23 protein-coding genes and 1 other RNA gene are annotated in these 23977 nt (G+C 49.0%); 6 read left to right on the plus strand and 18 right to left on the minus strand.

Annotation, left to right across the window (positions count from 1 at the left end; all coding sequences use genetic code 11):
- Positions 1-41 precede the first annotated feature (41 nt).
- The 10 genes from ACYZZ0_RS15115 to ACYZZ0_RS15160 form a co-directional block, all read right to left on the minus strand.
- Complete coding sequence (locus ACYZZ0_RS15115) at positions 42-3170, minus strand: efflux RND transporter permease subunit (protein ID WP_461537477.1); 3129 nt, start codon at positions 3168-3170, stop codon at positions 42-44.
- Positions 3167-4408, minus strand: a complete 1242-nt coding sequence (locus ACYZZ0_RS15120; RefSeq protein WP_461537478.1) for an efflux RND transporter periplasmic adaptor subunit — start codon at positions 4406-4408, stop codon at positions 3167-3169. The genes ACYZZ0_RS15115 and ACYZZ0_RS15120 overlap by 4 nt, the downstream gene beginning before the upstream one ends.
- A gap of 24 nt (positions 4409-4432) precedes the next feature.
- A complete protein-coding gene (locus ACYZZ0_RS15125; protein WP_461537479.1) occupies positions 4433-5824 on the minus strand; it encodes an efflux transporter outer membrane subunit in 1392 nt (463 codons plus the stop codon).
- Between the two features lie 179 nt (positions 5825-6003).
- Complete coding sequence (locus tag ACYZZ0_RS15130) at positions 6004-6345, minus strand: ArsR/SmtB family transcription factor (RefSeq protein WP_461537480.1); 342 nt, start codon at positions 6343-6345, stop codon at positions 6004-6006.
- A gap of 110 nt (positions 6346-6455) precedes the next feature.
- Complete coding sequence (locus ACYZZ0_RS15135; RefSeq protein WP_461537481.1) at positions 6456-6839, minus strand: hypothetical protein; 384 nt, start codon at positions 6837-6839, stop codon at positions 6456-6458.
- Positions 6840-6940: 101 nt separating this feature from the next.
- The gene (locus tag ACYZZ0_RS15140; protein WP_461537482.1) at positions 6941-7735 is read right to left on the minus strand and encodes a hypothetical protein; all 795 of its coding nucleotides are present in this window, start codon (positions 7733-7735) and stop codon (positions 6941-6943) included.
- Positions 7736-7865: 130 nt separating this feature from the next.
- On the minus strand, positions 7866-9137 hold the full coding sequence (locus tag ACYZZ0_RS15145; protein ID WP_461537483.1) for an FAD-dependent monooxygenase: 1272 nt from the start codon (positions 9135-9137) through the stop codon (positions 7866-7868).
- A 66-nt stretch (positions 9138-9203) separates the two neighbouring features.
- On the minus strand, positions 9204-10478 hold the full coding sequence (gene ubiH, locus ACYZZ0_RS15150; RefSeq protein WP_461537484.1) for a 2-octaprenyl-6-methoxyphenyl hydroxylase: 1275 nt from the start codon (positions 10476-10478) through the stop codon (positions 9204-9206).
- A gap of 37 nt (positions 10479-10515) precedes the next feature.
- On the minus strand, positions 10516-11832 hold the full coding sequence (gene pepP, locus ACYZZ0_RS15155) for a Xaa-Pro aminopeptidase (protein ID WP_461537485.1): 1317 nt from the start codon (positions 11830-11832) through the stop codon (positions 10516-10518).
- A 143-nt stretch (positions 11833-11975) separates the two neighbouring features.
- Positions 11976-12584: a UPF0149 family protein gene (locus ACYZZ0_RS15160; RefSeq protein WP_461537486.1), complete on the minus strand. Its 609-nt coding sequence runs from the start codon at positions 12582-12584 to the stop codon at positions 11976-11978.
- 223 nt (positions 12585-12807) lie between these two features.
- On the opposite strand from ACYZZ0_RS15160, the gene ACYZZ0_RS15165 reads away from it, so the two are divergent.
- The 3 genes from ACYZZ0_RS15165 (at position 12808) to ssrS (ending at position 13626) form a co-directional block, all read left to right on the plus strand.
- Positions 12808-13017 (plus strand): TIGR02449 family protein, encoded by a 210-nt coding sequence (locus ACYZZ0_RS15165; protein WP_461537487.1) that lies wholly within the window; start codon positions 12808-12810, stop codon positions 13015-13017.
- Complete coding sequence (locus tag ACYZZ0_RS15170; RefSeq protein ID WP_461537488.1) at positions 13014-13334, plus strand: cell division protein ZapA; 321 nt, start codon at positions 13014-13016, stop codon at positions 13332-13334. Before ACYZZ0_RS15165 ends, ACYZZ0_RS15170 begins: the two co-directional genes overlap by 4 nt.
- 98 nt (positions 13335-13432) lie before the next feature.
- Positions 13433-13626, plus strand: a non-coding RNA gene (gene ssrS / locus ACYZZ0_RS15175) — 6S RNA.
- Between the two features lie 2 nt (positions 13627-13628).
- Here the strand turns inward: ssrS and ACYZZ0_RS15180 are convergent.
- From ACYZZ0_RS15180 to ACYZZ0_RS15195, 4 genes are all read right to left on the minus strand, one after another.
- Entirely contained in the window at positions 13629-14024 is a 396-nt protein-coding gene (locus ACYZZ0_RS15180; protein ID WP_461537489.1) for a MazG nucleotide pyrophosphohydrolase domain-containing protein, read from the minus strand.
- Entirely contained in the window at positions 14024-15349 is a 1326-nt protein-coding gene (locus ACYZZ0_RS15185; protein ID WP_461537490.1) for an McrC family protein, read from the minus strand. The genes ACYZZ0_RS15180 and ACYZZ0_RS15185 overlap by 1 nt, the downstream gene beginning before the upstream one ends.
- 2 nt (positions 15350-15351) lie before the next feature.
- The gene (locus tag ACYZZ0_RS15190) at positions 15352-17529 is read right to left on the minus strand and encodes an McrB family protein (RefSeq protein WP_461537491.1); all 2178 of its coding nucleotides are present in this window, start codon (positions 17527-17529) and stop codon (positions 15352-15354) included.
- 152 nt (positions 17530-17681) lie between these two features.
- Positions 17682-18494 carry a hypothetical protein gene (locus tag ACYZZ0_RS15195; protein ID WP_461537492.1) on the minus strand — a complete coding sequence of 271 codons (813 nt, stop codon included), beginning with the start codon at positions 18492-18494 and terminating at the stop codon, positions 17682-17684.
- A 214-nt stretch (positions 18495-18708) separates the two neighbouring features.
- Between ACYZZ0_RS15195 and ACYZZ0_RS15200 the strand changes: the two genes are divergently transcribed.
- On the plus strand, positions 18709-18945 hold the full coding sequence (locus tag ACYZZ0_RS15200) for a YdcH family protein (RefSeq protein WP_461537493.1): 237 nt from the start codon (positions 18709-18711) through the stop codon (positions 18943-18945).
- Between the two features lie 52 nt (positions 18946-18997).
- On the opposite strand, the gene ACYZZ0_RS15205 is transcribed toward ACYZZ0_RS15200, so the two are convergent.
- The 3 genes from ACYZZ0_RS15205 to ACYZZ0_RS15215 form a co-directional block, all read right to left on the minus strand.
- On the minus strand, positions 18998-19354 hold the full coding sequence (locus ACYZZ0_RS15205; protein ID WP_461537494.1) for a hypothetical protein: 357 nt from the start codon (positions 19352-19354) through the stop codon (positions 18998-19000).
- Positions 19355-19455: 101 nt separating this feature from the next.
- Positions 19456-20595 (minus strand): hypothetical protein, encoded by a 1140-nt coding sequence (locus ACYZZ0_RS15210; protein WP_461537495.1) that lies wholly within the window; start codon positions 20593-20595, stop codon positions 19456-19458.
- Between the two features lie 223 nt (positions 20596-20818).
- A complete protein-coding gene (locus ACYZZ0_RS15215) occupies positions 20819-21358 on the minus strand; it encodes a hydrolase (protein WP_461537496.1) in 540 nt (179 codons plus the stop codon).
- Positions 21359-21552: 194 nt separating this feature from the next.
- On the opposite strand from ACYZZ0_RS15215, the gene ACYZZ0_RS15220 reads away from it, so the two are divergent.
- The gene (locus ACYZZ0_RS15220; RefSeq protein WP_461537497.1) at positions 21553-22275 is read left to right on the plus strand and encodes a hypothetical protein; all 723 of its coding nucleotides are present in this window, start codon (positions 21553-21555) and stop codon (positions 22273-22275) included.
- Between the two features lie 24 nt (positions 22276-22299).
- On the opposite strand, the gene tenA is transcribed toward ACYZZ0_RS15220, so the two are convergent.
- Positions 22300-22992, minus strand: a complete 693-nt coding sequence (gene tenA / locus ACYZZ0_RS15225) for a thiaminase II (RefSeq protein WP_461537498.1) — start codon at positions 22990-22992, stop codon at positions 22300-22302.
- Positions 22993-23143: 151 nt separating this feature from the next.
- Between tenA and ACYZZ0_RS15230 the strand changes: the two genes are divergently transcribed.
- Positions 23144-23962, plus strand: a complete 819-nt coding sequence (locus tag ACYZZ0_RS15230) for a VOC family protein (RefSeq protein WP_461537499.1) — start codon at positions 23144-23146, stop codon at positions 23960-23962.
- Positions 23963-23977 lie beyond the last annotated feature (15 nt).

A 23977-nucleotide genomic window follows, 5' to 3' on the forward strand; every position in this document is an offset into this window, starting at 1 on the left:
AAGACAGCTGGTACGGCTGTCTTCAATTCCAATTTAATTATTCAAGGTGAGCTTAGCTTTTCTTTAAAATAAGAGGGTAGTACTTTCATATCTTCCAGAATTCCATACAAACATGGCAATAGCACCAATGTAATGAACGTAGCGAACAGAATCCCAAATCCTAAAGAAACCGCCATTGGAATCAGGAATTTAGCCTGACGAGATGTTTCAAATATCATCGGTACAAGACCACCAAAAGTAGTCATTGTGGTCAAAATAATGGGTCTGAAACGACGTACCGCAGCATCAACGATAGCTGTCAGTGCACTTTTCCCGGCTTCATGTTGCTTATTGGCGTAGTTCACCAGAATCAGGCTATCGTTAATCACCACTCCACTCAGCGCCACAATCCCGAGAATACTGATAATACTCATTGAATAACCCATCAGCAGGTGGCCTGCGACAGCACCAACCAGTCCGAATGGAATCACAACCATAACAATTAAAGGCTGGGTATAACTGCGGAACGGTATCGCCAGCAGGGCGTAGATCAGAGCCAACGCCAGCAGGCCACTCAGCATCAGACTGGACATACTCTCAGCCTGTCTGGCCTGTGATCCCTGCAGGTTGATTTCCAGTCCTGGGTAGGCAGCTTTCAAAACCGGGAATACATCCTCCCGCAGCGCATTAACCACCATCGGTGTTGAAGGCCTGGGCTCGACATTAGCGGTAATATCATTGGTTCGACGACCTTCCCGACGACTGATAGTAGCCGGAGAAATACCCCTGACCACTTCAGCAACCTGATACAACGGCACATAGCTGCCATCCGGTGTTCGAATTTCCAGATGCTCGAGGTCATATTCACTCAAACGTTCCGATTCAGGCAACCGTACCATCACCTTGAACTCGTTTGCTCCCCGTTGCTGGCGAAGTGCCTGTGCACCATAAAAAGCATCGCGTACCTGGCGGGCAATGTTCTGGGCTGTCAAACCAAGGCTTTCACCGGCCGGCAGGATCTTCAGGGTCATCATGGTTTTACCGGCCGAGAACTCATCCTCGATATCAGAAACACCAACATAATCTTCCAGTGCAGTTGCCAGTTTTGCACTGGCCTGCTCCAGAACCTGAGAATCTCTGTGGCTAAGCTCGACAGTCAGTGCCTTACCACCACCCGGTCCGCGTCCGGTTGAAGAGTAAACAATACCGTTGAGGCCGGGAATATCACCGGTTTCCTGCCGCCATAACTTGACTACCTGTCCGGTGTTGATCGGTCTGATATCAGGCTCCTGCAACTCCATAAAGACCCTGACTTCACTCTCGCGAATACTGGCTCCAACACTTTTGAGTAACTGGTCACGACCATGCTTATCCGCCACTCGGTAAGCTGCAGCTTCAAGCTGCTCCCGTAATGCTTCCTTCTGAGCCAGCGGTGCACCGAAGGGAAGTGTTGCAACAACAGAAGCACGGTCTGATTCAGTACGCGGCATCAAACTGAATCCCATTCGGCCTGAACTGATAAATGCCAATACCAACACCAGCAATACCAGACCAAGGGAGACAGCCAGATACCGATGTCTGATGACCTTCTCCAGCCATGGCCGGAATGATCCCTGCACAAACCGGGTCAGCGACTTATCCACAGAACGCTGAACACGATTAAACTGCTGCACCCAGAATGACGAGCTTTCTTTTTTAAGATGCGCCAGATGAGTGGGCAGAATCAGCAAGGATTCAATCCATGAAATAACAAAGACACTGCTCACAACCAGAGGAATAGCCACAAACATTTTGCCCATAAATCCGGGCAGGGAATACAGCGGCATAAAGGCGACAATATTAGTCAGAATACTGAACGTCAGTGGAACAGCAACTTCCCGGGCACCAATGATTGCCGAGTCAACAAATGACATGCCCTGCTGCATATGCTCATAAATATTCTCACCAGCAATAATGGCATCATCAACCACAATACCCAGCGCAATAATAAAGGCGAACATGGACACCATGTTGATTGAGACATCAACAGAAGGCAGTAACAGCATCGCTCCGAGGAAGGAAACCGGAATACCCATGGTGACCCATACTGCCAGCCTGAATTCCAGAAACAGTCCCAGCACAATCAGCACCAGCAACAGCCCCAGAAAGGCATTCTTCATCAGCAAATCCATCCGCTGCTGGTAGATGACCGAATCATCGTCCGAGATATCCAGACCAACCCCGGGAGGCAGCATGGCCAGCAACTCAGGCATCACTTCCTTTACGGCATCAGAGATACCAATAGGTGTCTGATCACCTGTCCGGTAGATATTGATATAAGTCGCAGGTTGCCCCTGATAAAGGTCGTATTCGTTGGCTTCTTCAAAGCCGTCACGCACCCGGGCTATATCTCCAAGAAAAAGAGTACTGCCGTCTTTTTGAGTCAGTAACGGAATTGTTGAGAATTCCCGGGCCCACTCCTGTTTCTGGTCGACCTTCAGAATAATATCACCACTGTCACTGCGGATGGTGCCACCCGACAGTTCCAGCGCAGAATTCTGAATTGTTGCCGCGACTGTCGACAAGCTCAGATCGTAACGGCGTAACTGATCCCGGGATATTTCAACCTGAACCTCATAATCCAGCGGGTTATCAATTTCTACCTGCGTTAGCCCCTTGTGTTTGAGCAAGCGGTCTTTGACTTCCTCACCCAGCTGGCGTAATGCCAGATCTGAAGCATCACCATGAAGCACCAGCTCCATGGTTTCCCACTTGCGGGGAGAACGGGTTACTGTCGGCTTTTCGGCTTCATCCGGAAAAGTAGAAATTGTATCAACGGCCTGATCAATATCACGCAACACATTATCCGGATCGGCACCTTTCATTACCTCGGCAACAACCCGACCAAAACCCTCACTGGCTGTTGAGGTGATTTCCTTGATACCTTCAATACCACGGATTTCATTCTCTATCGCCAGTACTACGCCCTGCTCGATTTCATCCGGTGTTGAGCCAGGATAGCTGACGCTAACGTAGACATAATCAAGATCAAACTCGGGGAATACTTCCTTGCGAATCAGCAGCGACATAACCAGTCCACCAATCAGGCAGACCAGCATCAACAGGTTGGGCGTAACCCGATTACGCACCATCCATGCAATAACACCATGAGAAGTATCTTCGTCAGGTGTCTTCAATGTATCCTGACTCATAGTGATGCCACCTCCTGATCTGGCAGTTCCTTGCTTGCCAGTTCGGTTGGCATAACTTTCAGCGGCATACCTTCCACTACAACAGGCAACAGCGTTGTAATAATTCTTTCGCCGGCTTGAACTCCACCTTTCAGCACTACCTGATCGCGACCACGGAATAACACTTCAACTTGTCGTATTTCCAGTTGATCAAGATCGTTCATCAGCCATATTTTATTATCGCCATGCAGCCATTCACGGGATACCAGAATGACATTATCAAGTTCATGTCCGCTGATACCGGCCTGCAGAAAATCTCCAACCAGAACTTTAGGCAAACCATTGTTTTCAGGTTTAAGTGCCATCGGATCATCAATGCTAATGATTACTCTGGCCATACGAGTGCTTTCTTCCAAACGGGGAAGGAGGGACAGAACTTCACCAGATCGGCTGCTATTCATGTTCCAGGCCGTGTTACTGGTAATCTTGACCTGAGATCCCTGAGCTTTATCTTTCGGAAAAACAATCCAACCCAGCTGGCTTACAGGGACACTGACTTCCAGCCAGAATTCATCGGTGCTGACCAACTCAAGCAGAGCGGTACCTGTGCTTACTTCACTACCCGGTTCAATATTCCGACTCAGAATACGTGAGTTAAACGGTGCTTTAACCTGCGTGCGTTCCAGATTCAGTTGCGCCTGCTGTAGCTGAACAGTGGCACTATCAACAGCCGAGCGTGCAATCGCCAGTTCCGGCTTGCGCAAAACAAAAGCTTCGTCGTCTGCACTCAGCTTCTGACCCATCAGCTCATATTCCCTGCGGGCAATAGCCTGTTGTCCTTTCTCCTGTAACAGTTGAGCTTCTGCTTTTGTCAGTGCACTCTGCTTTTCTCTGATAGTCAGCTGGTAATCTGCCGGATCAAGCTTCAGCAAAATATCACCCTGTGCCACCAGCTCACCAGGCAACAGATCTGATTCCAGTGACTGTACTCTGCCACCAACCCGGGGGTACAAGGTCAGGGAGCGGGCCGCTTTTACTTCTCCGGAAACTTCAATGACCGGTTGGTATGAACTGAACGCAGCCGTCTCTACATTAACCAGCCGGGCTTTAGGTTCAATTTTAACCTTGTCTACCCGGGGGGAATTTTTCATCAGCAGCCAGGCCGCTCCGACACCGGCTATCAGCAAAAGTACCGGCAATACTTTGAACGCCCGGCCCTTCAAGCTGGACGCAGCATTTTTCTGTTGTGTTGAACTCATGTGTGTTCCTGAATCTTTGCGATATTACTGCGCTGATTTTGCTGAATTCATGTCGGCTGAGGCTGTGAGAAAACCGCCACCCAATGCCCGATAAAGATCAACCCTGTACTCCAGGTGCTGCACTCTGGATGTCAGTAGCTGTCTTTCAAGCTTGTATAACTGTTGCTGTGCATTCAGTACGGCCAGGTAGTTCTCGGTTCCCTTGGCATAACGCAGCCGGATCTGTTCCAGTACCTGCTTTGCCAAAGCGGTTTGCTCAAGGGTTTTATCCAGATAATGCTGTTGTGCCGCTTCTCTGGTCAGTGCAGCTTCAACTTCGCCCAGCGCATCAAGTACGGACTGGGTATAGGTATGCAGTGCTTCTCCGGCTGCAGCCTCCGCGCGGTCAGCTTCAGCAGAACGTCGTCCACCATCAAACACCGGAGCAGCCAGATTGCCTGCCAGTGCCAGTGCCCAACTGTCGAATAAATTACCCCAGCTGCTGGCAGTAGAATCAAATGATGCTTTAAGTGTTAAAGCCGGCATCCGATCCGCTTCTGCAACACCGATTTTCTGGCGGGCAGCTTCATAGCTGTACCACTGCTGTCGCAAATCAGGCCGACGGGCAATGACATTGGCCGGAATGCCAGTATCCGGTAGTACCGGTATAAGAGGTAAAACAGATGAAGGGAAGTTTCCGGATGTCTGAGGTGTATCGCCCAGAAGAATATTAAGCTGCTGCTGAAGTACATCCAGCTCACTCTGTGCCAGCACCAGATCCGCCTGCGTTGACTGCAGTAACTGTTCCTGCTGCAGCACGTCAGTAAATGCGACCTGACCATACTGATAGCGCATACGGGTCAGCTGGAGCGTATCTTCAGTACTTTCCAGTTGGGACTGAACCAGTACAACCTGCTCGCGTTGGGCCAGCAACTTGTACCATGTATTGGTAACCGATGCGGCAAGCGTTATAGCCGCTGCATCCAGTGATTCAGCACTGGCAAAATAACTGGCTCTGGCACTTTCGGCCTCTGCGGCAACCCGGCCCCATAAATCGAGTTCATAGCTGGCCTGCAAACCAAAGCTGCGTTTGTTGGTATTGCCAATATCACTGCTGGTATCCTGTCGTATACGAGATTGCCCGGCAGTCAGTGATACCGCAGGTAACCGGCTGGCTCCAGCCTTAATCGCAACGGCCTCTGCCTGCTCCAGACGTTTCCAACCGGCCTGAAGACTGAAGTTTTCCGACAATGCCTTTTCGACCAGCTGATTCAGCGTGGCATCACCAAACTCACGCCACCATTTATCTGTCAGCTGACGCTCACCTGACTGAGAGAATTCGGTTGGAACGGTAACCGGCAGAGGCTCGGATGTTGGCACAAAAGAGCAGCCACTCAAAACCAGCAGCATCAGCATCGCCTGTGCCCCAGGACGCATTATCAATACAATCTCCCCGCTTGTGTTTTATGGTGACTGTTTCATTACGACAGCATATAAATACAGTCACTTCAGCAAAGCATCTTATTTAAACGGGAAAATGTATCGAAAGTTTGTCAGTTTTTTCAGAGGTATGTCACGCAGACTTTCAGAGAGGAAAAGCAGTAGCCGGACAAATCCTAATGATCATCAGCCGGCTCGAGCACGTGGCTGACCATGTCCTTCAATACACATTCAATGTGGCGGTCATCCAGTTCATACAACATGTTTTTACCCTGTCGGCTGGCTTTCAGAATTCGCGCTTCACGTAAGTGACGTAAATGATGACTAGCCAGGGACTGAGACAGATTCGCTACAGTTGCCAGACAACATACCGGCTTGGGTCCCGACAGGCAGGCCAGTACCATTTTCAACCGGCCTTCTTCTCCCAGCAGACGGAAAATAGAAGCCAGACGGGAATGGGCCTGGTCATTTAACGGTAAGGTTGCATTATCTGATGCAGATTCGGCTGGATCCGGCATAGGGCCTAACGGGTTCTTCAAATAATCACTGAAGCCTACATCATAACAAACTCACTGCCATCAATCCCTATTGAGAATTAATAGCAGTGAGTCCGGCATACCGTGAAGATTTAGTGTGGTTCTGGTTGATCCGGTTTTAACGGGGCAATCATTGCCAATACCAATGCCAGCACAAATACGCTCCCAAGCAGTGACTCAAACCAGAACAGGGCACTGGATGGTTCGATCTCAGCTATTAGCAACATGTGCTTGACCACATACCCGTATATCCCCACTGAATTCAGCCCAAATCCAATAATCAACAAACCAGCGGTTAGCAACAGTGGAAAGCTGAAAGCATTGAAAATAAAGCCTCTGAGCATGGCTTCCAGCCGACAAACTGCCGGCTTTTTAAGCTTCAGCTCAAAATCTGAAAGGGTGGGGATATCAGCACTACACGGTACTGACGAAGAAATGGTACTTCCCTTGACTACCTGCGGGGCCTTTGACTGCATGGCTCCGAAACTCCTGTACTTCAGTCTTGGTTAAAGTATAGACAGAAGTTCCAACCATTACAGCAGCCCCACAAAAAGCAAGTGCACACTCACCTCAAAGTTCAATGCCGGGGCGAAAACATGAATTGCTGCATAACCTGACTGATAATATCCTGCACTTTATCCACCATACTGCTGTACCCCTGCTCCAGCCCGTCCCGAAAAGCCTTCGCGGCCTCAGGTAAATCACTGTCCTGCTGCCCCATAACCAGTGGCAACCTGGAATCCGGAGTATCGGTACCAGCTTTCACCAAAAGCTCTCCTACAGTAGCCGGAATCACCAAGGCCAGGCTTTCTCCTGACATGTAACCGTCGATAAAGCGTGTCCGCAGCACCGGATTATTACCTGCCCGATCTCCAATATTGGCCTGGGCAAAAAGATCAGCAGCCTCACACCAACGGGCCTGGTATTCACTCTGGACTGCTTCCGTGGCACAGTCATATGTCACCAGCCCCATGGCTTCCATGGCGGCATCATAGCCCTTGCTATAACCCAGTTCGTATTCAGCAACAACACTGGACTCTTCAGATACTTTCAAAGAACGGGCATGGTGGGCGTCATATAATCCATCTTTATATCCTTCCAGATATTTATTCCATCCCTCAGGGTTATCTGGATTCTTGGCCTGTTCTGAATATTCGTTATAACTGTTGCGAGCTGTACACCAGATCTGCTGATCCACACCTTTCGGGTTGGTGCAGTCAGGTTCTTGCGGTGAAGTTTCTTTTCGGGATATTTCTGCAGGAGTAGTTGAGGGAGAATCAACTTCCGAGGGCTGTTTGCGCTTGGTACCGGACTGTATGCCGGCCATATAGCCAACCAGCAAGGCAAGTAACAGAAAAATTGCCTGTTTCATTGCGCCACTCCTTGAGTTTTTCTATGCAGGAATGGCGCTAACTATAGTTGCTGAAACAGTTGTTGAAACAAAAGCTGCTTAAAGCCGGTTACCTAAAAACAGAGTAACCCGCGTTGCACCCAGCACTTCTTCAGGCTGCTGGGGATTCAGTCTGTTCCCGGCACAAGCGAGGCAAATCACCTTCCAGTCCCATCGCATGGCGAATCAACTTGTGTTTGACTTCCGGCAGGCGGTTGGTCAGTTTTAACCCGGCATTTCGCAGCCAGCGTACTGGCAAGGCATCAGCTCCGAACAGGTGCTGAAATCCTTCCATCGCTCCCAGCATGGCCAGATTGTCACCCATACGTCGCCGCTGATAACGGGACAGAACACTGGCGCCGGCAATATTGGCTCCCCGCTCAAAAGCATGAATCAGCTCTTCTGCCAGCACGGCAACATCCAGTAATCCAAGGTTTACACCCTGACCGGCCAGCGGGTGAATAGTATGCGCAGCATCACCGACCAGAACTACTGAATCACTGTAATAGCGCCGGACATGACGGTGTCGCAACGGATAACTGAAGCGTTCCGTAGCAGCAACAACCTTACCGAGACATCCTTCAGATGCCCGTGTCAGTTGACGACAGAATTCGGCATCATCCAGCTGCATGATACGGGTAGCTTCCTCGGGAACCTGCGACCAGACGACAGAGCATCGATGTTTTCCATCCTGATCAGGCAAAGGCAAAAATGCCAATGGACCAGTATTGGAGAAGCGTTGCCAGGCGGTATCATCATGATAACGCTCGGTCTCAATTGTGGTTACCACCGCATGATGCAGACAGTCACGGCGATTCAATGGAATACCGGCCAACTGCCGCATTTTTGATTCGGCACCATCAGCGCCGACAACCAGTTTTGCCTTATAAACCCGGCCATCGGTCAAGCCAACCTGAGTAACGAAGCCCGGCTCTATCGACTGAACCTTGCTGTCATACAGGCAGCTGACATCGCCAGCACTCAGCCGCTTGTTTAACGCGCCCTGAATAACATTGTTTTCCACAATATGTCCCAGGGAGGACAAGTGCATTTCAGCTGCACCAAACTGGATATTGCCTGTTCCCTCACCATCCCAGACATACATTCTTTTGTAGGGGCAAACCCGGTCAGCCACCATATCCTTCCAGGCACCGAGCTGAACAAACAGTTGGCGAGAGGCTTCAGTCAGGGCACAGACCCTTGGGTCAAAACCGGTTGTTACCGGCACACTGTCTGTTGGAGCCGAACCCGCATCCAGCAAGGCAACCTTCATTCCATGCCCATCAAGAGCACAGGCCAGCGCGCTGCCTACCATACCACCACCGACAATCATAATATCGAATTCGGTTGATCCGGCATGATGATTATTCAAACGCTCTGACATGCTTACCTCGCTGTCTTAACTCTTTGTCTAAATGCTGCACGCATAGGAAATTCTGTAACGGGTATATTACAACTCTGTACGGGGAGTTTTAATACTGCCAACCCCCATTGCCTCACGTGCAAATAAACGACGAAGAGGCGGTACAGCTTCCATAGCAGCCAAGCCCAAGTTACGGCCAAATGCCGGAATCATACCGGGCTCACCAAAACCTTTAACCAACAGATCACAGAAGCGCATGGTCAACAACTGGTCTCGCTGCTGGTCATCAACATAACCCAGCAATGGTTTCAGTGCTCCGGGAGACTTGCGCGCCATAACATTGTCTTTAATCACATCCGCCAGAGCGACGGCATCACGTAACGACAGATTGAAACCCTGCCCGGCAACAGGATGCATACTATGCGCAGCATTACCCAGTACCACTAAACCGGGACGTACCTGCTCTCTCGCCTGCTTCAGGCTGAGCGGATAACAGTGACGTTCACCAACCCGGGTAAAGCGCCCCATTCGAAACCCGAATCGTTTCTGCAGGGTATCAAGGAATGTGTTGTCATCCAGTGCCATCCGTTCTGCAGCCAGCTCATGAGACATGGTCCAGACCAGTGCACAGCGGCCCTCGCTCAAGGGTAACAACGCCATCGCCCCCTGATCAGTAAAGCGCTCCCAGGCGACGTAGTCATGATGTTTGCCGGGAGTCACATTAGTGATAATTGCAGTATCACCATACTCATGAACATCAGTCTCGATACCCAGTGATTCTCCCAGTGCCGAGCGGCCACCATCTGCAAGCACTGCCAGTCGCGCTCGCAGAGTGCTTACCTCACCGTTTTCATTAAGCGTCAGCGACATACCACCTTCAACCGCTTGCATCGCCTGCACTTCAGCCGGGCATCGGAACCGGATTTCCTTATGCTGTTCCAGCTGACCCAGAAGACATTGCCCCAGTAACCGGTTCTCAACCACATAGCCCAGTGCCGGAACATTGGACTCTTTATGGTTAAGCCGGGTAATACCAAACTGTCCTTTCTCGGAAACGTGTACGTGGCGGATCGGTGTCACAACAGACGACAAATCATCCCAGACACCCAGCTGCTCAAAAATCAGCCTTGCACCATAAGACAGGGCTGAAGCTCTGGCGTCATAGCTAGGTTGATAGCTGGGCTGAAGAGTTTTATCCGCCTCATCCAGCTTTAATGGTTTGGGCTCAATCACTGTAACTTTAAGTCCAGAACGAGCCAGTGGCGCTAGCGCTAGTGCCAGCGCTGCACCGACCATGCCACCACCAATGATCACAACATCGCTATCAAATTCAGTTTCCAAAGCCGGGGCTGGTCTGGACATACACTCTTTCCGATATTCTCAGTTTCGTTAGTGCTGATTATGAAGCCATCAGCTGTTCAATTTCATCAACCTGTTTCGGTACAAAAGCCGTCAGGTTTTCATTACCCGTAGCAGTGACGGCAATATCGTCTTCAATTCGAATTCCGATACCACGCCAGCGTGCTTCGACCTGTTCATTATCCGGAGCAATATAAATACCCGGCTCGACGGTCAGTACCATACCTTCCCTGAGCTCACGCCACTCGCCGTTTATCTTGTACTCACCCACATCATGAACATCCATACCGATCCAGTGACTGGTACGGTGCATATAAAACGCCTTGTAGGCACCCTCTTCAATCAGCTGATCAACGTCACCCTCCAGCAGCCCCAGTCGAACCAGTCCTTCGGTAATAACCTTGACCGTTACCTCGTGAGGATCATTGAAACTGTTTCCGGGCTGCACAGCGTCTACTGCCTGTTGTTGTGCATCCAGCACAATTTCATAGACCGCTTTTTGCTCGGGACTGAATTTGCCATTAACCGGGAATGTGCGGGTAATGTCAGAGGCATAGTTATCCACTTCACAACCGGCATCAATCAACACCAAATCACCGTCTTTCAAAGGTGCATCGTTGTCGTTGTAATGCAGGGTGCAGGCATTTTCACCGCCACCGACAATAGGATTGTATGCCTGGAACCGGGCACCCCGGAAACCGGATTCATGAATTATCTCGGCCTCCAGCGAATACTCCGACAGTCCTTCCCGACAAACCATCATCGCCCGCATATGGGCCCGGCTGCTGATCAACGCCGCATGACGCATTACATCCAGTTCTGCATCGGACTTGAACAGGCGCATTTCACTCAGGATCTGATCCAGTGAGATCACTCTGTCAGGTGCCTGTGCCGCTTCCTGCTTGAAGCGACGAGTGGATCCAAGCCACTGCTGCAGCTGTTCATCAAATGTCTTGCTGGCACCGGAACAGGCATAAACACTGTGACGGCCCGCCATCAGTTTAGGCATCTGCTCATCGCAGGCTGAAATCGGAAACGATTCATCCATGTCATATTCATTGATAGCACCCGCCTTTCCGGCCCGGCGCCCGGTCCAGATTTCCATTTCCGGATGACGTTCCCGGCAGAACAGAATCTGTTCGCCTTCTTCACGGCCGGGAATCAGCACCAGCACAGCTTCCGGTTCATTGAAACCGGTCAGGTAATAAAAATGACTGTCCTGGCGATAGGCATATTCGGAGTCACGATTGCGAGAGACCTCGGGGGCCGCCGGAATCACCACCATGCCATCCTTACTTATCAGCGACATCAGCTGACGGCGACGTCGGGCATATTCTTCTCTTGGCAGACGGATCATAAGCGGTGTAATTCCTGATTTGTTATTGCTTTAGAGCCTGTTCATGATCTTTCGCTATCCAAGAAAGATCATGAACAGACTCTTGGATGAAGGCCATCATAACCGGTAGCTTATGTCAGCCTCCATTAACCCCAAGAACGTTCTCAGTGGCGGGTCACATTATTGCCGGGAATTTGCTGTTCCGGCGGCTTTACATCTTCTGCATTGCACTCACTAAAAATCATCAACGCAGCTACACGCACATATTCACTGACTTCCAACCAGTCACGCTCGGCTTCATCACCCTCTTCGGCACCTTCGGCTTCAATCGCTGCCAGGTTGGCCAGATCTTTCAGAGAAGCTTCGACTTCCTTATTTTCAGGTTGCTTGCCTGCCAGACCAAAGCCCGCCAGAAAGCCGTTGCACCAGTGAGACAGCCCGTTGATACGCTGCTCCATTTCGGTTTCATCATCCGGCAGCAACATATCAAAGCCGAAGCCTTCGCCTTTCAGCTGACGCAGGGTCTGGGCCAGCATAATCAGTAGCTGCATCTGGCTTTTTTGCGGCATGGCCGAATCCAAGTCCAGATGCTGTGCTGCCAAACCCATCCACTGTTTGGCACTGCGACCGCCACCACACAGCCAGCCAGTCAGCAAACCATGAAGCTCAGAGGGTGGTGTATGACAGCCATGCTCCAGAAAAACATCACACAGGTCATCAAAGCTGATGGTCTGCTCGGGAGCATTCTCGGAATTCGAATCAAAGGAGGACATTCAGTAATCCAGTGTTAACCAGCGAAGGACAGTATCCCGGCGCTGCTATTTTAAACGCTGCCGGGCAACAGCACATTCTACTGCTGTTGCAGTGTGCCGTCAGCCCGCAGGCGCTTGCAACAGCAGGGAAGCCGCGGATTGTGAACTATTTTTATTAAAGCTATAGTAGCGGAAATGGGGAAAATCCTTCCGATCCGATACATCCGATGAGTGTCAGAGGTTAATGGGAGAAGATGACATCACAGGGCTGGCACGCCGGATTGACCAGCTGATTGAATTGTGCGATCAGTTAAGGCAGGAAAACCGGTTACTTCGATCCAGCGAACAAGCATGGAAGAGCGAACGGGCGCAGCTGATTGAGAAGAACGAACTGGCCAGAACCAAAGTTGAAGCCATGATCAGCCGCCTCAAAGCACTGGAGCAGGAAACATGAGCGCAAACAGCGTTAAGACTACTGTGGTTAATATTCTGGAAAAGGATTACCGGATCAGCTGCAGTCAGGAAGAAGAAGAGGCCCTGTTCGAGGCCGCCCGCTACCTGGATGCCAAGATGAGAGATATCCGTGCCGGTGGCAAGGTTATCGGGCTGGAACGTATCGCCGTTATGGCCGCCCTCAATATCACCCACGAAATGCTGCATAACAGCAAGCAATCCTCAGCGATGCAGATGAGCACCCAGCGTCATCTTCGCAACCTCACCGACAAACTTGATGCAGCCCTGCAGGACAACCTGCAACCGGAGGAGTTATAGGTTTCAGGGATATAAGATCCCAGCATCATAAATCTTATTCGGTCAATCGTGACAAAAAACTACAGACACCTGAATTCAAGCCGATATACTTGATTCAGGTTTCTCTGGGTTATGCGCCAGTCGTTACATGTCCCTGAGCTGATAATCCAGACGCAGGGTGCTCCCTGCAGAGGTGGGAGTGCATGTCCGCCGTCTCTTGTAGATGAAGCGGAAAGCCCGATACCTCTCGGCAGCGCCCAACCTTGAACGACAGTTCAAGGGCGAGAATGACAGCGGTAGTACCGGAGAAACCTTTTATTTTTCTTCCTTCCCGTCACTTATCCTCATGTGTTCACGCTCTAGTCGTTCTTTCTGGACTTGCTTGATCTCTGCCCAGCTTTTGCCAGACTGAATACCTTCAATACGCTCACGGTACTTATCCACAGATCGCTCAAACACTCGGGAAAGATCGATCCGGCCTTCCTGCTCAAGACACAGCAGCAGGTTCAGGTAATCCCAGAATACATCCCCCAGCTCTTCTTCCAGATAACCTTGCCGGTTTGACAGGTTCAGCTCTTCGGCAACTTCCCCCAGTTCCAGGCCAATTTCCCGCAGATAGGTTTCACTGCCATTTGACCAGCTACTGTTCTGGTCAATCTTGTTTTTGGCTTTGACAACATCAAGTAATTCAATGAGGTGCTGAGGATTCACTAGTTATTCTCTACTTCTTCTAGTCCGGAGTGAAAACAGCTGATGTCAGATTGCAGTGCATCCGGCAACAACAGCCGCTTATTATCAGTAACACCCGCTGCAATATCAAAAGGTACAACCCAGAGTTTCAGCTCACTACTAAAATCAAAACTTTGCTGAACCGGACAAATGAAACGACCTGTTTTCGGATAGATCAGCACCAGATTTCCCCGACCCTGAAGATATTTATGCCCATAGGCAAACATCTGATAAAAGTCGGCTTGCGACAGTCCAAACTTATCTATTGCATTTCCCCCGGAGCTGTCCAGCATCTTCCATTTGGTATCCAGCACCAGCTCTGGGCGCCCATTTGTCATTACCAGTAAATCAGGCTTGAGCCTGAACCAGTGGCTGTTGCCATATTGCACCAGCGCATGCTTGCTGGCCTGCTCTTTCAACTGCCAGGGTGGAGACAGTTGTTTCCGTAAAACATGGGCAACATAGGATTCGAATAGAGCTTCCATCGGGAAAAGCAGAGACAAAGCCCTGGTCTTTCCCTGCATTGCCAGCGGCGATAACCCTTCCAGAACAAGCCGACTCCAAGCAATAGATTGCTGGTAATGATTCATCCCCCGACCCAATTTCATTGCGGCAAAGTCTGCTGAAACATTCCGGCTCAACGGCACATCATTAAAAGCAAAGCTCAGTTCACGACACAGTTTCTGGCTGGCATTGGATCGGGTAATACCTGACACCCGCTTCAGGGCAGAATGAATAAGGCGATTGACCGGCCTGTCGAGCAAGTACTCATCATACTCCACATAAAAGTGATGCCGGTTCACCAGATTATGACGCAGCTGCTTTGTGGCCAGCAGCTTGCCTTTCATAAAACTCTGATTTTCTTCTTGTCGCACGTATTCCGATCGCAACCCGCGCTTTACCAGATGATTCACACTCTGCAAAAACTGCCGAATAAAAACTTCCAGTAGAGGCATTCTGCACGAAGCTATCTGAGCCTCAGTTGTTTCAATATGACGAAAAGCCGGCAAGTGGCGCAGCATATTCAGTAACGCCTGACGGGCATCGATATCCGACATGCTACGGGATGTTTTAGGCAGAATTTCGATCTGAACACCTGCAGGCGTCTGAAGCACACCCACATAATTCTGTACCTGCAATGCCTTCTGGCCATTCCGGGCACATAGTTTCAGAAATCCGGGACCACGCTGCAGGTCAAGGCTCAGTTTTTCCAAATACTGAAATGTAACGCTGTCTACCTGCCTGCAGTCAGAACCCGCAGCTTCGCTGAGATAGCCATATTCAGGCAGGGTTATTACCGACTCCATATTCAGGCAACAATTTTCCGGTAAGTTTCAATATTGCCAAAAGCAGCCTGATTAATACGATAGCTGTTGTTATCTTCATCCAGCCCACTATCTGAGTATTCACGGCCAAACAGAGCCTGAGTTGATACCTGCTCTTTTACAACAAACTGCATTGCCGTATCTGCTGTCTGGTTATCTGCCAGAACTAATCTGATTTTGTCCCAGTCTTCAAAAAAGTATTCTTCAAGCAGGGGAATCACTTTATCTCTGAAAACTGACTGCAACGCCTGAAACCGCTCATCCTCATCAGAAATATCCACCAGCGGCATAAAGAAAGCATGCCCCAGTGTATGCTCCCTGTCGTAAAGAAAGGTGATCCGACGATTCATCATTGCCAGCATCTGGCCAATGTTGAGTCCATAAACATCGATTGCTTCCAGCAGACGGGTGTCAGGCATCATTTCCTTGAAATCAAAACGACGACGCAATGCTGTATCCATCATCGCCAGCGACCGGTCGGCAGTATTCATGGTACCGATAATATGCAGATTGGAAGGAACACTGAATGTGTCCTTTGAATAGGGCAACCGGACACTCAGGGCTTCCGGCTGACCGGAACGCTTGGAAGGCTCGATCAGAGTGATCAGCTCACCAAATACCTTGGAGATATTGCCTCTGTTTATTTCATCAATGACCAGTACATAGTTTTCACCCTGGCCTGTGGATGACCCGGTGCTGAAATATTGATTTTGACCAGATGTTTTTTTGGCGAAGCCGTACTTTGCATCATCACAAATTTGTTTGAAGATACCGGCTTCAACTTCATAACAGATTTGCCCCGCCTCATCAGTTCTGGCTCGCAAACCTTCCACAAACTCTTCATAACTGAAGCTCTGGTGAAACGTCACAAACCGGATACGCCCGGCGGCTACCAGTTCATCGTAACGGGCTTTTAATCGCTGCCGGTCATCATTCCAGTCAAAGTCCGGATCAGCATGGGTCACTGCGGCCTCAACCGTATACCAGGTTTTTCCTGTGCCGGGAGGGCCATAAAAAATAGTATTGGTAGCGGGTGTTGCCATCGCTGGCAGCTGTACCTGCTCGCATCCCGGATCCGTTTCAACGCTTCCCTGAGTATCAGCATCCCCGGACTCAGAAGAGACTGCCATTTCATGCCCTTCTCCGGAGTTACCCTTGAACAGCTGGAATACCCGCCAGATAGCAATATTTCGCTGATAGCAATCCCACTCAACAGGAAAACAGGACTGCAGCGCTTCAAGCAGGTTGTAACTGGAAATACACCAGTTCTCATCTATTGCCACATCTATTTGAAACTGTTTTTTCAGTTCCTGGCAGAACGGCTTCAGATAAAGACCATGATTAATAAGAAGTGTCAGATGTTCCGGGTCGGCTGCAGCAAATACTCGTTTGATAGCAGACCAGTTAGTCTTTTTGAATGTTCCGTTTTCAGTCCATTGCTGCCAACTTCGGACATATGTATCCGGCATCGGGTTATTTATAATTTCAGATGTCAGCTGACGTAAAAATGACAGGTTAGCTTCAAAAGCATCCGTTTGAAGGTAGCTGCCTTTCTCACTACTTACCCCGTTAAAACGTTCCTGCCATAGCAGTTTCAAGTCATCATCGCCCAACTCTCCTCTTTGCCGAATATCAGCCACATGAAGGCAGCGCTCACGATAGGTTTCCAGCCAGCTTTGATTCGGCGTATTACTGAAGGTTTCTTCCAACAGCAATGAAAAACTGTGGCGGGTACGGCCTTTCAGCCATAACTGTTCGAGTCTGGCCAGATAATGAGACTGTACTTCAATACCGGATGATTGCGGGTTCCACTGTTGTCCCGGCATCGCAGATTTCAACAGCAAGGCAAACAGCAACCCCTGCTCACAACTCTGTCGCAACTCGTCAATACGAAACTTGATATAGCTGTGCAATTTACTGTCGTCGGACCAGTGGGGGCCTTTATAGCTATCTTTCGTTACCGTACCACTGGCTATTATTCCTTTTGGATGTTGCCCTACACCCAGTCTTACCAGATAAACCCTGTCACCTATTTGAGGTTGCTGACTGTTACAGCTCCAGCGCACTTCATCTCCGGCGAGATAATCCAGCGTGCCGGTCGCTGAACCTTCTCCACCAGTCGAATAGTGCTTTGGGTTCCAGGTCAATAGGTAGGCGGGCATTTCAGAAAGATCCTTAGAAAGTTCTGCAGGCGGGTCATGAGCTTATTCCGACAGCACGTTATCGAAACACAACCAAGGATGCCAGTTTCTAAGGAAATCTCGATTAAACTACGCCCCCATATGAAAGGGAGAAGATTAGAAAAATAATTTTCTCAGTATGCTCCACCGGCCAAACGCGGTCTCAATAAATCCATTAATTGTTTTTGTTCACCTTTAAGCTTGAAAGGTTCTCCATCATCAACCAGTGTTAGAAAATAATTTGAGCACTCATACTCTGTCTGAACTACTATCTGAAGGTTCGCCAGATAGCTAGCAGGGTTTGTTGCAGAAAAAGCCAAAATTAAATGTTTTATCGCTGTACGCTGTTGGTCAAGAATAAGAGAAGCCAACACAGTATCCAACCATTCAGACCAGTCCTGAGCATCACCTTCATGGTCTGACTGGCATGTATTCATCAGCATAAATAGCAGCTTTTCAGGTGAGTAACTCAACCATTGATGTGCTGGCCATAGCGTCAACCACTGAAAAATTTTTTGTTTAACAACACCTGTATGAAGAATATGGGTAGTACATAAATTGATCAAACCCGCCAACTGGATAAAACTCTCAACATCAAACTCAACCGGTGGCAGCTGATCAACCAGTACTACTAATTGATTACTCTGTACCTCCTCGTGCAAACCATTATTAACAAGCATTGCAGCACAACTGCTAGCATGACTGATTCTGACTTGCTCAGACTGTAGAGTTATTCGCTCGATCCAGTAGAGAAATAGTTCATTAATATCATCAAAGTGATAACCACCAATATCATAAAGTTCATCTGTTTTCGCGTAGTGATCAATGGCAATTTCAAGCTGGTCAATTAACTGCAGCTCTTCTTCTAAATCCGAAGGATGCGTCACTGCCAGAGCAGGAAAACCAGCCCAGAAAAGCAGCGCTATAAAGAGGATAAGATCAGGCACATACTTCTTCATATTGAGCCTTGGTTTTCGTTAAGAGCTGCCCACTTAATTTTAGTCCGTTTAACTTATCTTTCCTGCTGTCAGTCCTCTTTGCAGGGTGAGAAATAACCACTCAATTCCATGATGCACATCATGCAGCAATAAATATTTGAGCGTATAACAGAGGTTAAGGAAGGCTTTAATCCCAATAACCTAAGCGCATAAAGGAATGCCAATGCTGCTAGAAAAACACGACCTGTTACATGAATTTCCCGAGCACAAGGAAAAGATCCACCAGCTGAAAATCAGCGATCGTCACTTTGCCCGTCTGTTTGACGAATACCATGAAGTAAACAAGCAGGTAGTGCGATTCGAGCAGGAAATCGAGCATTGCTCGGACCAGCATCTTGAAACCGTTAAAAAGCAGCGACTGCACCTTAAAGATCAGCTGTATCAAATGCTGACCAGCTAACACCCGCAGAGCAAAGAAAAGAGGCGCTATTTCAGCGCCTCTTGATTATTTCTCACCTTGATTTCGTTTCTTTCAGCGTCTTGTTTCGAAGCTCGTCCCGATATTGATTCTCCCTGTCCAGCGGCTCCGGCACATTGGCCTCTTCACCATACAGCTGAACAAAAGGTACCGGTTTTAATCGTCGATTCCCTTTCGCATCAAACTCAATAACCCAGAGCCGGCCCGTTTCGATATCGAGCATAAACTGATCCGACCTGGAATCAGAGATTTGACCAAACATATACCGCCCCGAGGGTGTTCCCAGTATCGGTTGCTGCAGCGAAGTTACATTCACCGGTCCTGCCCATAGAGGGCAGGCAAAACTGAGCCAAACCAGAAGCGATGACAGAGGCAATAGTCTTCGTTTCAATGCTCACTCCTTACATGGGCCACGGCCCAAGGGATAAAGCCAAAGAATGCACACTGGTCTCAGCTTATACCAAATACCCAAAAACGAAACTGCAGGATTTATCAGCTTACCGGCTGCACGGCCCAGCCAGAGGGAAAACTCTTCCCGTTACGTGCTGTTAACTTGCGGTACCAACCATAACGTAACCAGGCCTCTTTATTTGAGCTGACGGGCTTGTTGTTGGCATCGTTAGCAGTCCATTCAGCCTCCCATGGAGCTTTGACCTCAATACCATTGAGATAAAAGCGTACTACATGCTGCAGCCGATCCCAGTAGCGAAAGCAAAATGCCAGTTCCGAGCTGGTAATAGGTGTGCATTTATTGAAGATTTCCTTGCGTGCAATCTTGCCTAGGTCACCCAGGCCATCCAGCAGAAAGTGAACCCGGGCTCCTGTGGCGGTAAATTCAGGTGCAGATGCAGCCATGGCTATCCCACCCTTGCAGGCCCGGCGCACAGCTTTAAAGAAATGGGCATGCGCCATATGATGCAGTTTGATCTCTTTCTTTGCTGCTCTGGAATTTACTTTACGGATTTCATCCAGTGTGTGGTGGGTATCTTTCTGAACCCGGCTGTCCGGCAGCTCGAGTGTATCAGCCGGACTGTAACGGGAGTTCATCAATCCTCTGGCATAACTGGCAAACCGTCCTGGCTGGAGATCATGGGTAGCACAGGGAGCATCAGAGTTTGCCGCTTTGCTCGTTACCATACGGGCAACATCTTCCGGTCTGGTATCCAGCAGGCCATTGCCATCCCAGGTACGACCAAATGCCAGCCCGGTACCAATTTCTGCGGCGTTATTATAATTGTCACAAATCGACAATTTGCCGGCATTGACCATTTTGTAGACATCCAGCGTGCGGGAAGGGTGAACGCCATAGAGCAGATCACCATGTGCCCGATGTTCATCTCCGACTGAAAGCTGAAAAGTAACAGGCTGGCCATCTTTCATAACACGGTGGTCTTCTGCCAGCATTTCGGCAACATCAATCCAGCCGGGATAAAAATCGATCAGATAACGAATACTGTGTTGATATTGCTGAATCTTGTGCGGAGGCATTTCGCTTAATGCCTGTTTTACCTCGGAAGCAGGTGCATTGCGGGCAACCAGTTTATTGATTGCTCCAAGTGAGCTGCCACCTTCGCGAAAAGAGGGATTATCCTGCTTGATACGCCGCTGATATTCCAGTTGGTTGAACGCCATACTGCATGCCTTCCTGTGTAAACCGGGTCGGCATAATCTCGATGGGTACAGACTGAATAATCTTCAGGTGTCTTGTCAGGGGCTATGCCGAACGAACGTCATAACCCGCAGTATAAAGAGCGCCCTTTGGCACCAATAGCAGAGCTCTGGAAGACTGTTTTGCAGTTATGCAACAAACAGTCTTAAGCAGGAAAGCAGCCATTGCCGGAACAGGTCTGGAAATTTATTTAACCAGTTTTGCAATGGCCCTGAACTGAGGCACATTGGCTGTTTTCATCAGTTCAAACAGCGCCATCTCGGTCGTGGTCAGTTTTACACCTGCCTGAGAGAGTTTATCCAGTGCAATCTGCTTGTTCTCTTCCTTGCGGGTGCCCACAGCATCCGCAACAACTTCTACCTCATAACCTGCATTGTGAAGATCCATCGCCGTTTGATAAACACAGATATGGGCTTCAATACCCACCACCAGTAGCTGCTTTACACCCAGTTTTTCCAGCTCGGCCACAAAGGAAGGTTCGCCATAACAGCTGAATGATGATTTTCTCAGTGGCTTTTGATCTGCCAGTACTTCCGAGATTTCAGTAATGGTCGGCCCCAGCTTTTCCGGTAATTGTTCCATCCAGATCACCGGCAGCGACAACTCTTTGGCACCCGCGGTCATAACCGCCAGATTTTTGAACAACTCTTGCTGCTGATGCATCAGGGTTGCCAGCTTTCCCTGAACATCAACAATGACCAGAGCGGTGTTATCAAGACTCAGCATGCTTTTTTACTCCAGTTTAGCCCGGACCGCTCTCTGTTTTTTGTTGTTGGCAGCGGTCTGTTTTTTATTCCGTAAGCCCGTCATGCTCTATTGAAAAGCAACCGGCTTATGCACTATCGTCGAAGGCTATTCTGCTGTACAGAATATGACCTCTGTCCTGAAAGCAATAACAAGAGATCAACAGGAAAATTCCAGTGATCCAAGGATACAGAACTTTGACAGTGCGGCTACCTTTTTTATTTCATCTCAGTTTTCGCTATTTCCTGCTGGGTTTTGCTCTTGTTGCAGCGGGATGCAGTACTCCGACATCACTGGAACTGAAAGATATCGCCAAATCCGATATCGATATGGTCGCCGATCTGCATATTGAGGTGACTCGCAGTCTGGTTATTGAACTGACAGAAAAACTCTACAAGCGTAACCCGCGGGAACTTAATAAAAAGCCAGGCGCTACTATCTATAGCCGCCTTAATGAACTCAAACACAATGGCCCACTGAAGTTTACTGAGCTCAATATGAAACAGGGCATAGAAGCAATGGATCTGGCGCTGTCACCGGACTTTAAAGGTGACAGGGTTTTCGCCCTGATGGCCGGGCTGATAGATATCCTGCGTCATTCTTATGGCTACCGGGACGAGTTGTTCGTGCTGGATGATCTTGACCAGCAGAAACTCTATATATGCGCGCGTAATATTGAGATTCTGATGTGGCGACTGAAACAAGCTCGGGATGAAAACGGTGAACTGTTAATTTATACCAATGCGACCGGGGCAGAGATCAATCTGAGCTTTGAAAGGTTGTTCGGCAAGTTAATTGCTCATCAGGATATGATGGCCCGCATAATGGCCGATAAAACCCAGCGGGCGATCAACAAAGTGGCTCACAGTATTGTGAGCATGACGTTTATTCCGTTGTAATAAACGTCTTTAAACAGTTAGCAATCAGAAACTGCAATCCCGACCCATATCCCAGAAGCCGACTTCAAGCCGGGTTGCTTCCCGGAAAGTTTGAGTGAGGGCTTCCATTCGTTTTTCATTAAAACGACTCTCAGCCAGCCGGTCGATCATCTCAACCTGCTTTACAGCACCGGCAATAAACTCTTCCCCCCCATAAGTCTGAATCCATTCCCAGTAGGGGTTACCTTCCCGCTTTGTTGCCGGGTCGTTGAGCAACCGAGAACCGATTTCGGCATAGCCAACAGCGCAGGGTGACAGAGCAACATACAGATCCAGAATATCACCGGCCATACCGCGCTCCAGCACATAACGGGTATAAGCCATGGTCGCTCTGGCTTCCGGCTGGTTAACAATATCAGCCTCACTCATGCCCCACTGGGCACAGTAATCCAGATGCAGCTGCATCTCGGACAAAGTCAGCGAAGCACCTTCTGAAGCTGCACGAATATCATCAAGATCATCCGCCTTATAGGCAGCCAGCGCATAGGCTCTGGCAAAATGAATCAGGAACAGATAGTCCTGCTGCAGGTAATGACGAAATGATTCCTGAGGCAAAGTACCATCAGCAATACCCTGCACAAAGGGATGGTGACAGTAGGCGTGCCAATCTTCAGCACAAGCCGCTCTCAGTTTTCCATAAAGAGATTCAGTGTTATTAATTGCAGACATACCTGCCATGGTTACAGCTCGTTCAGGTGTATGTGGATGAAGATTGTAACCTGTCTACAGCTGTTTGCCTGTCACTATTTTCATGCCCTCTTTTCATGAGAATTTGATACGATGCAGGGGACATATAAACTCTTTATTCACCCTGAAAAAGCACCAGTTCATGTCATCCAAGCACTCTTTGCATAAAGTATCTTTGTATATTGCCAATGCCGAACAGAGTCTGGCGTTTTACCAGAACCAGCTCGGTATGACATTGCTGGAATCCAGCACTGTTGACGGTGTTCAATATTTGCAATTCAGTTTTGACCCTTCACCAGAAAGAGAAGAAGCCATACTCGAGTTGATCTGTGACCCGGCCAATATTGCCTGCTTTCCAAAGGACAGAAATAGTCTGGAAGGGTACTGGAAAATTGCCATCAGCATTAAAGATGTTGATATCGCCAGACAGAAGTTGCTTGATCAGGGCGTTGAAGTCACAGATGCATTCCAGGTACCTGACGTCGCTTACCTGTGCCACTTTTATGACCCCAATGGTTACTGCCTGGAGTTAATTCAGCACAAATTCCAGCACAACCATACGACAGAGCCTGAAAATACAGATTATGTTTTGGGTAACCTTCCAGTCCTGTCACTCGTGACGTACCGCGCCAAAAACATTGATTCGAGTCTGGCATTTTATAACCAGATTCCGGGGCTGAAGTTATTATCAAAGATGGCTGTTTCCCAGCGTGGGTTTGATCTTTATTTTCTGGGCTATTCTGCGGAGGAAGTCGCGGATGTTGAAAGTCTGGCGATCAGGGAACCTCTGTGGCAAAAGAATGCGACGATGATTGAGCTTCAGCACATTTTCAAATTCAATGATGAACCTGATTTTCAGTACTGTGTCGGAGCCGAAACCGGCTTCAAAGGCCTGACACTCAAATCAGAAAAAGCACAGATCCTTCATGACCCCGATGGTTATCGTATCGAGGTCATTTAAGATTACAGTGTCTGA

This window comes from Spongorhabdus nitratireducens, assembly GCA_947387575.1.
GTDB lineage: Bacteria > Pseudomonadota > Gammaproteobacteria > Pseudomonadales > Endozoicomonadaceae > CANDOC01.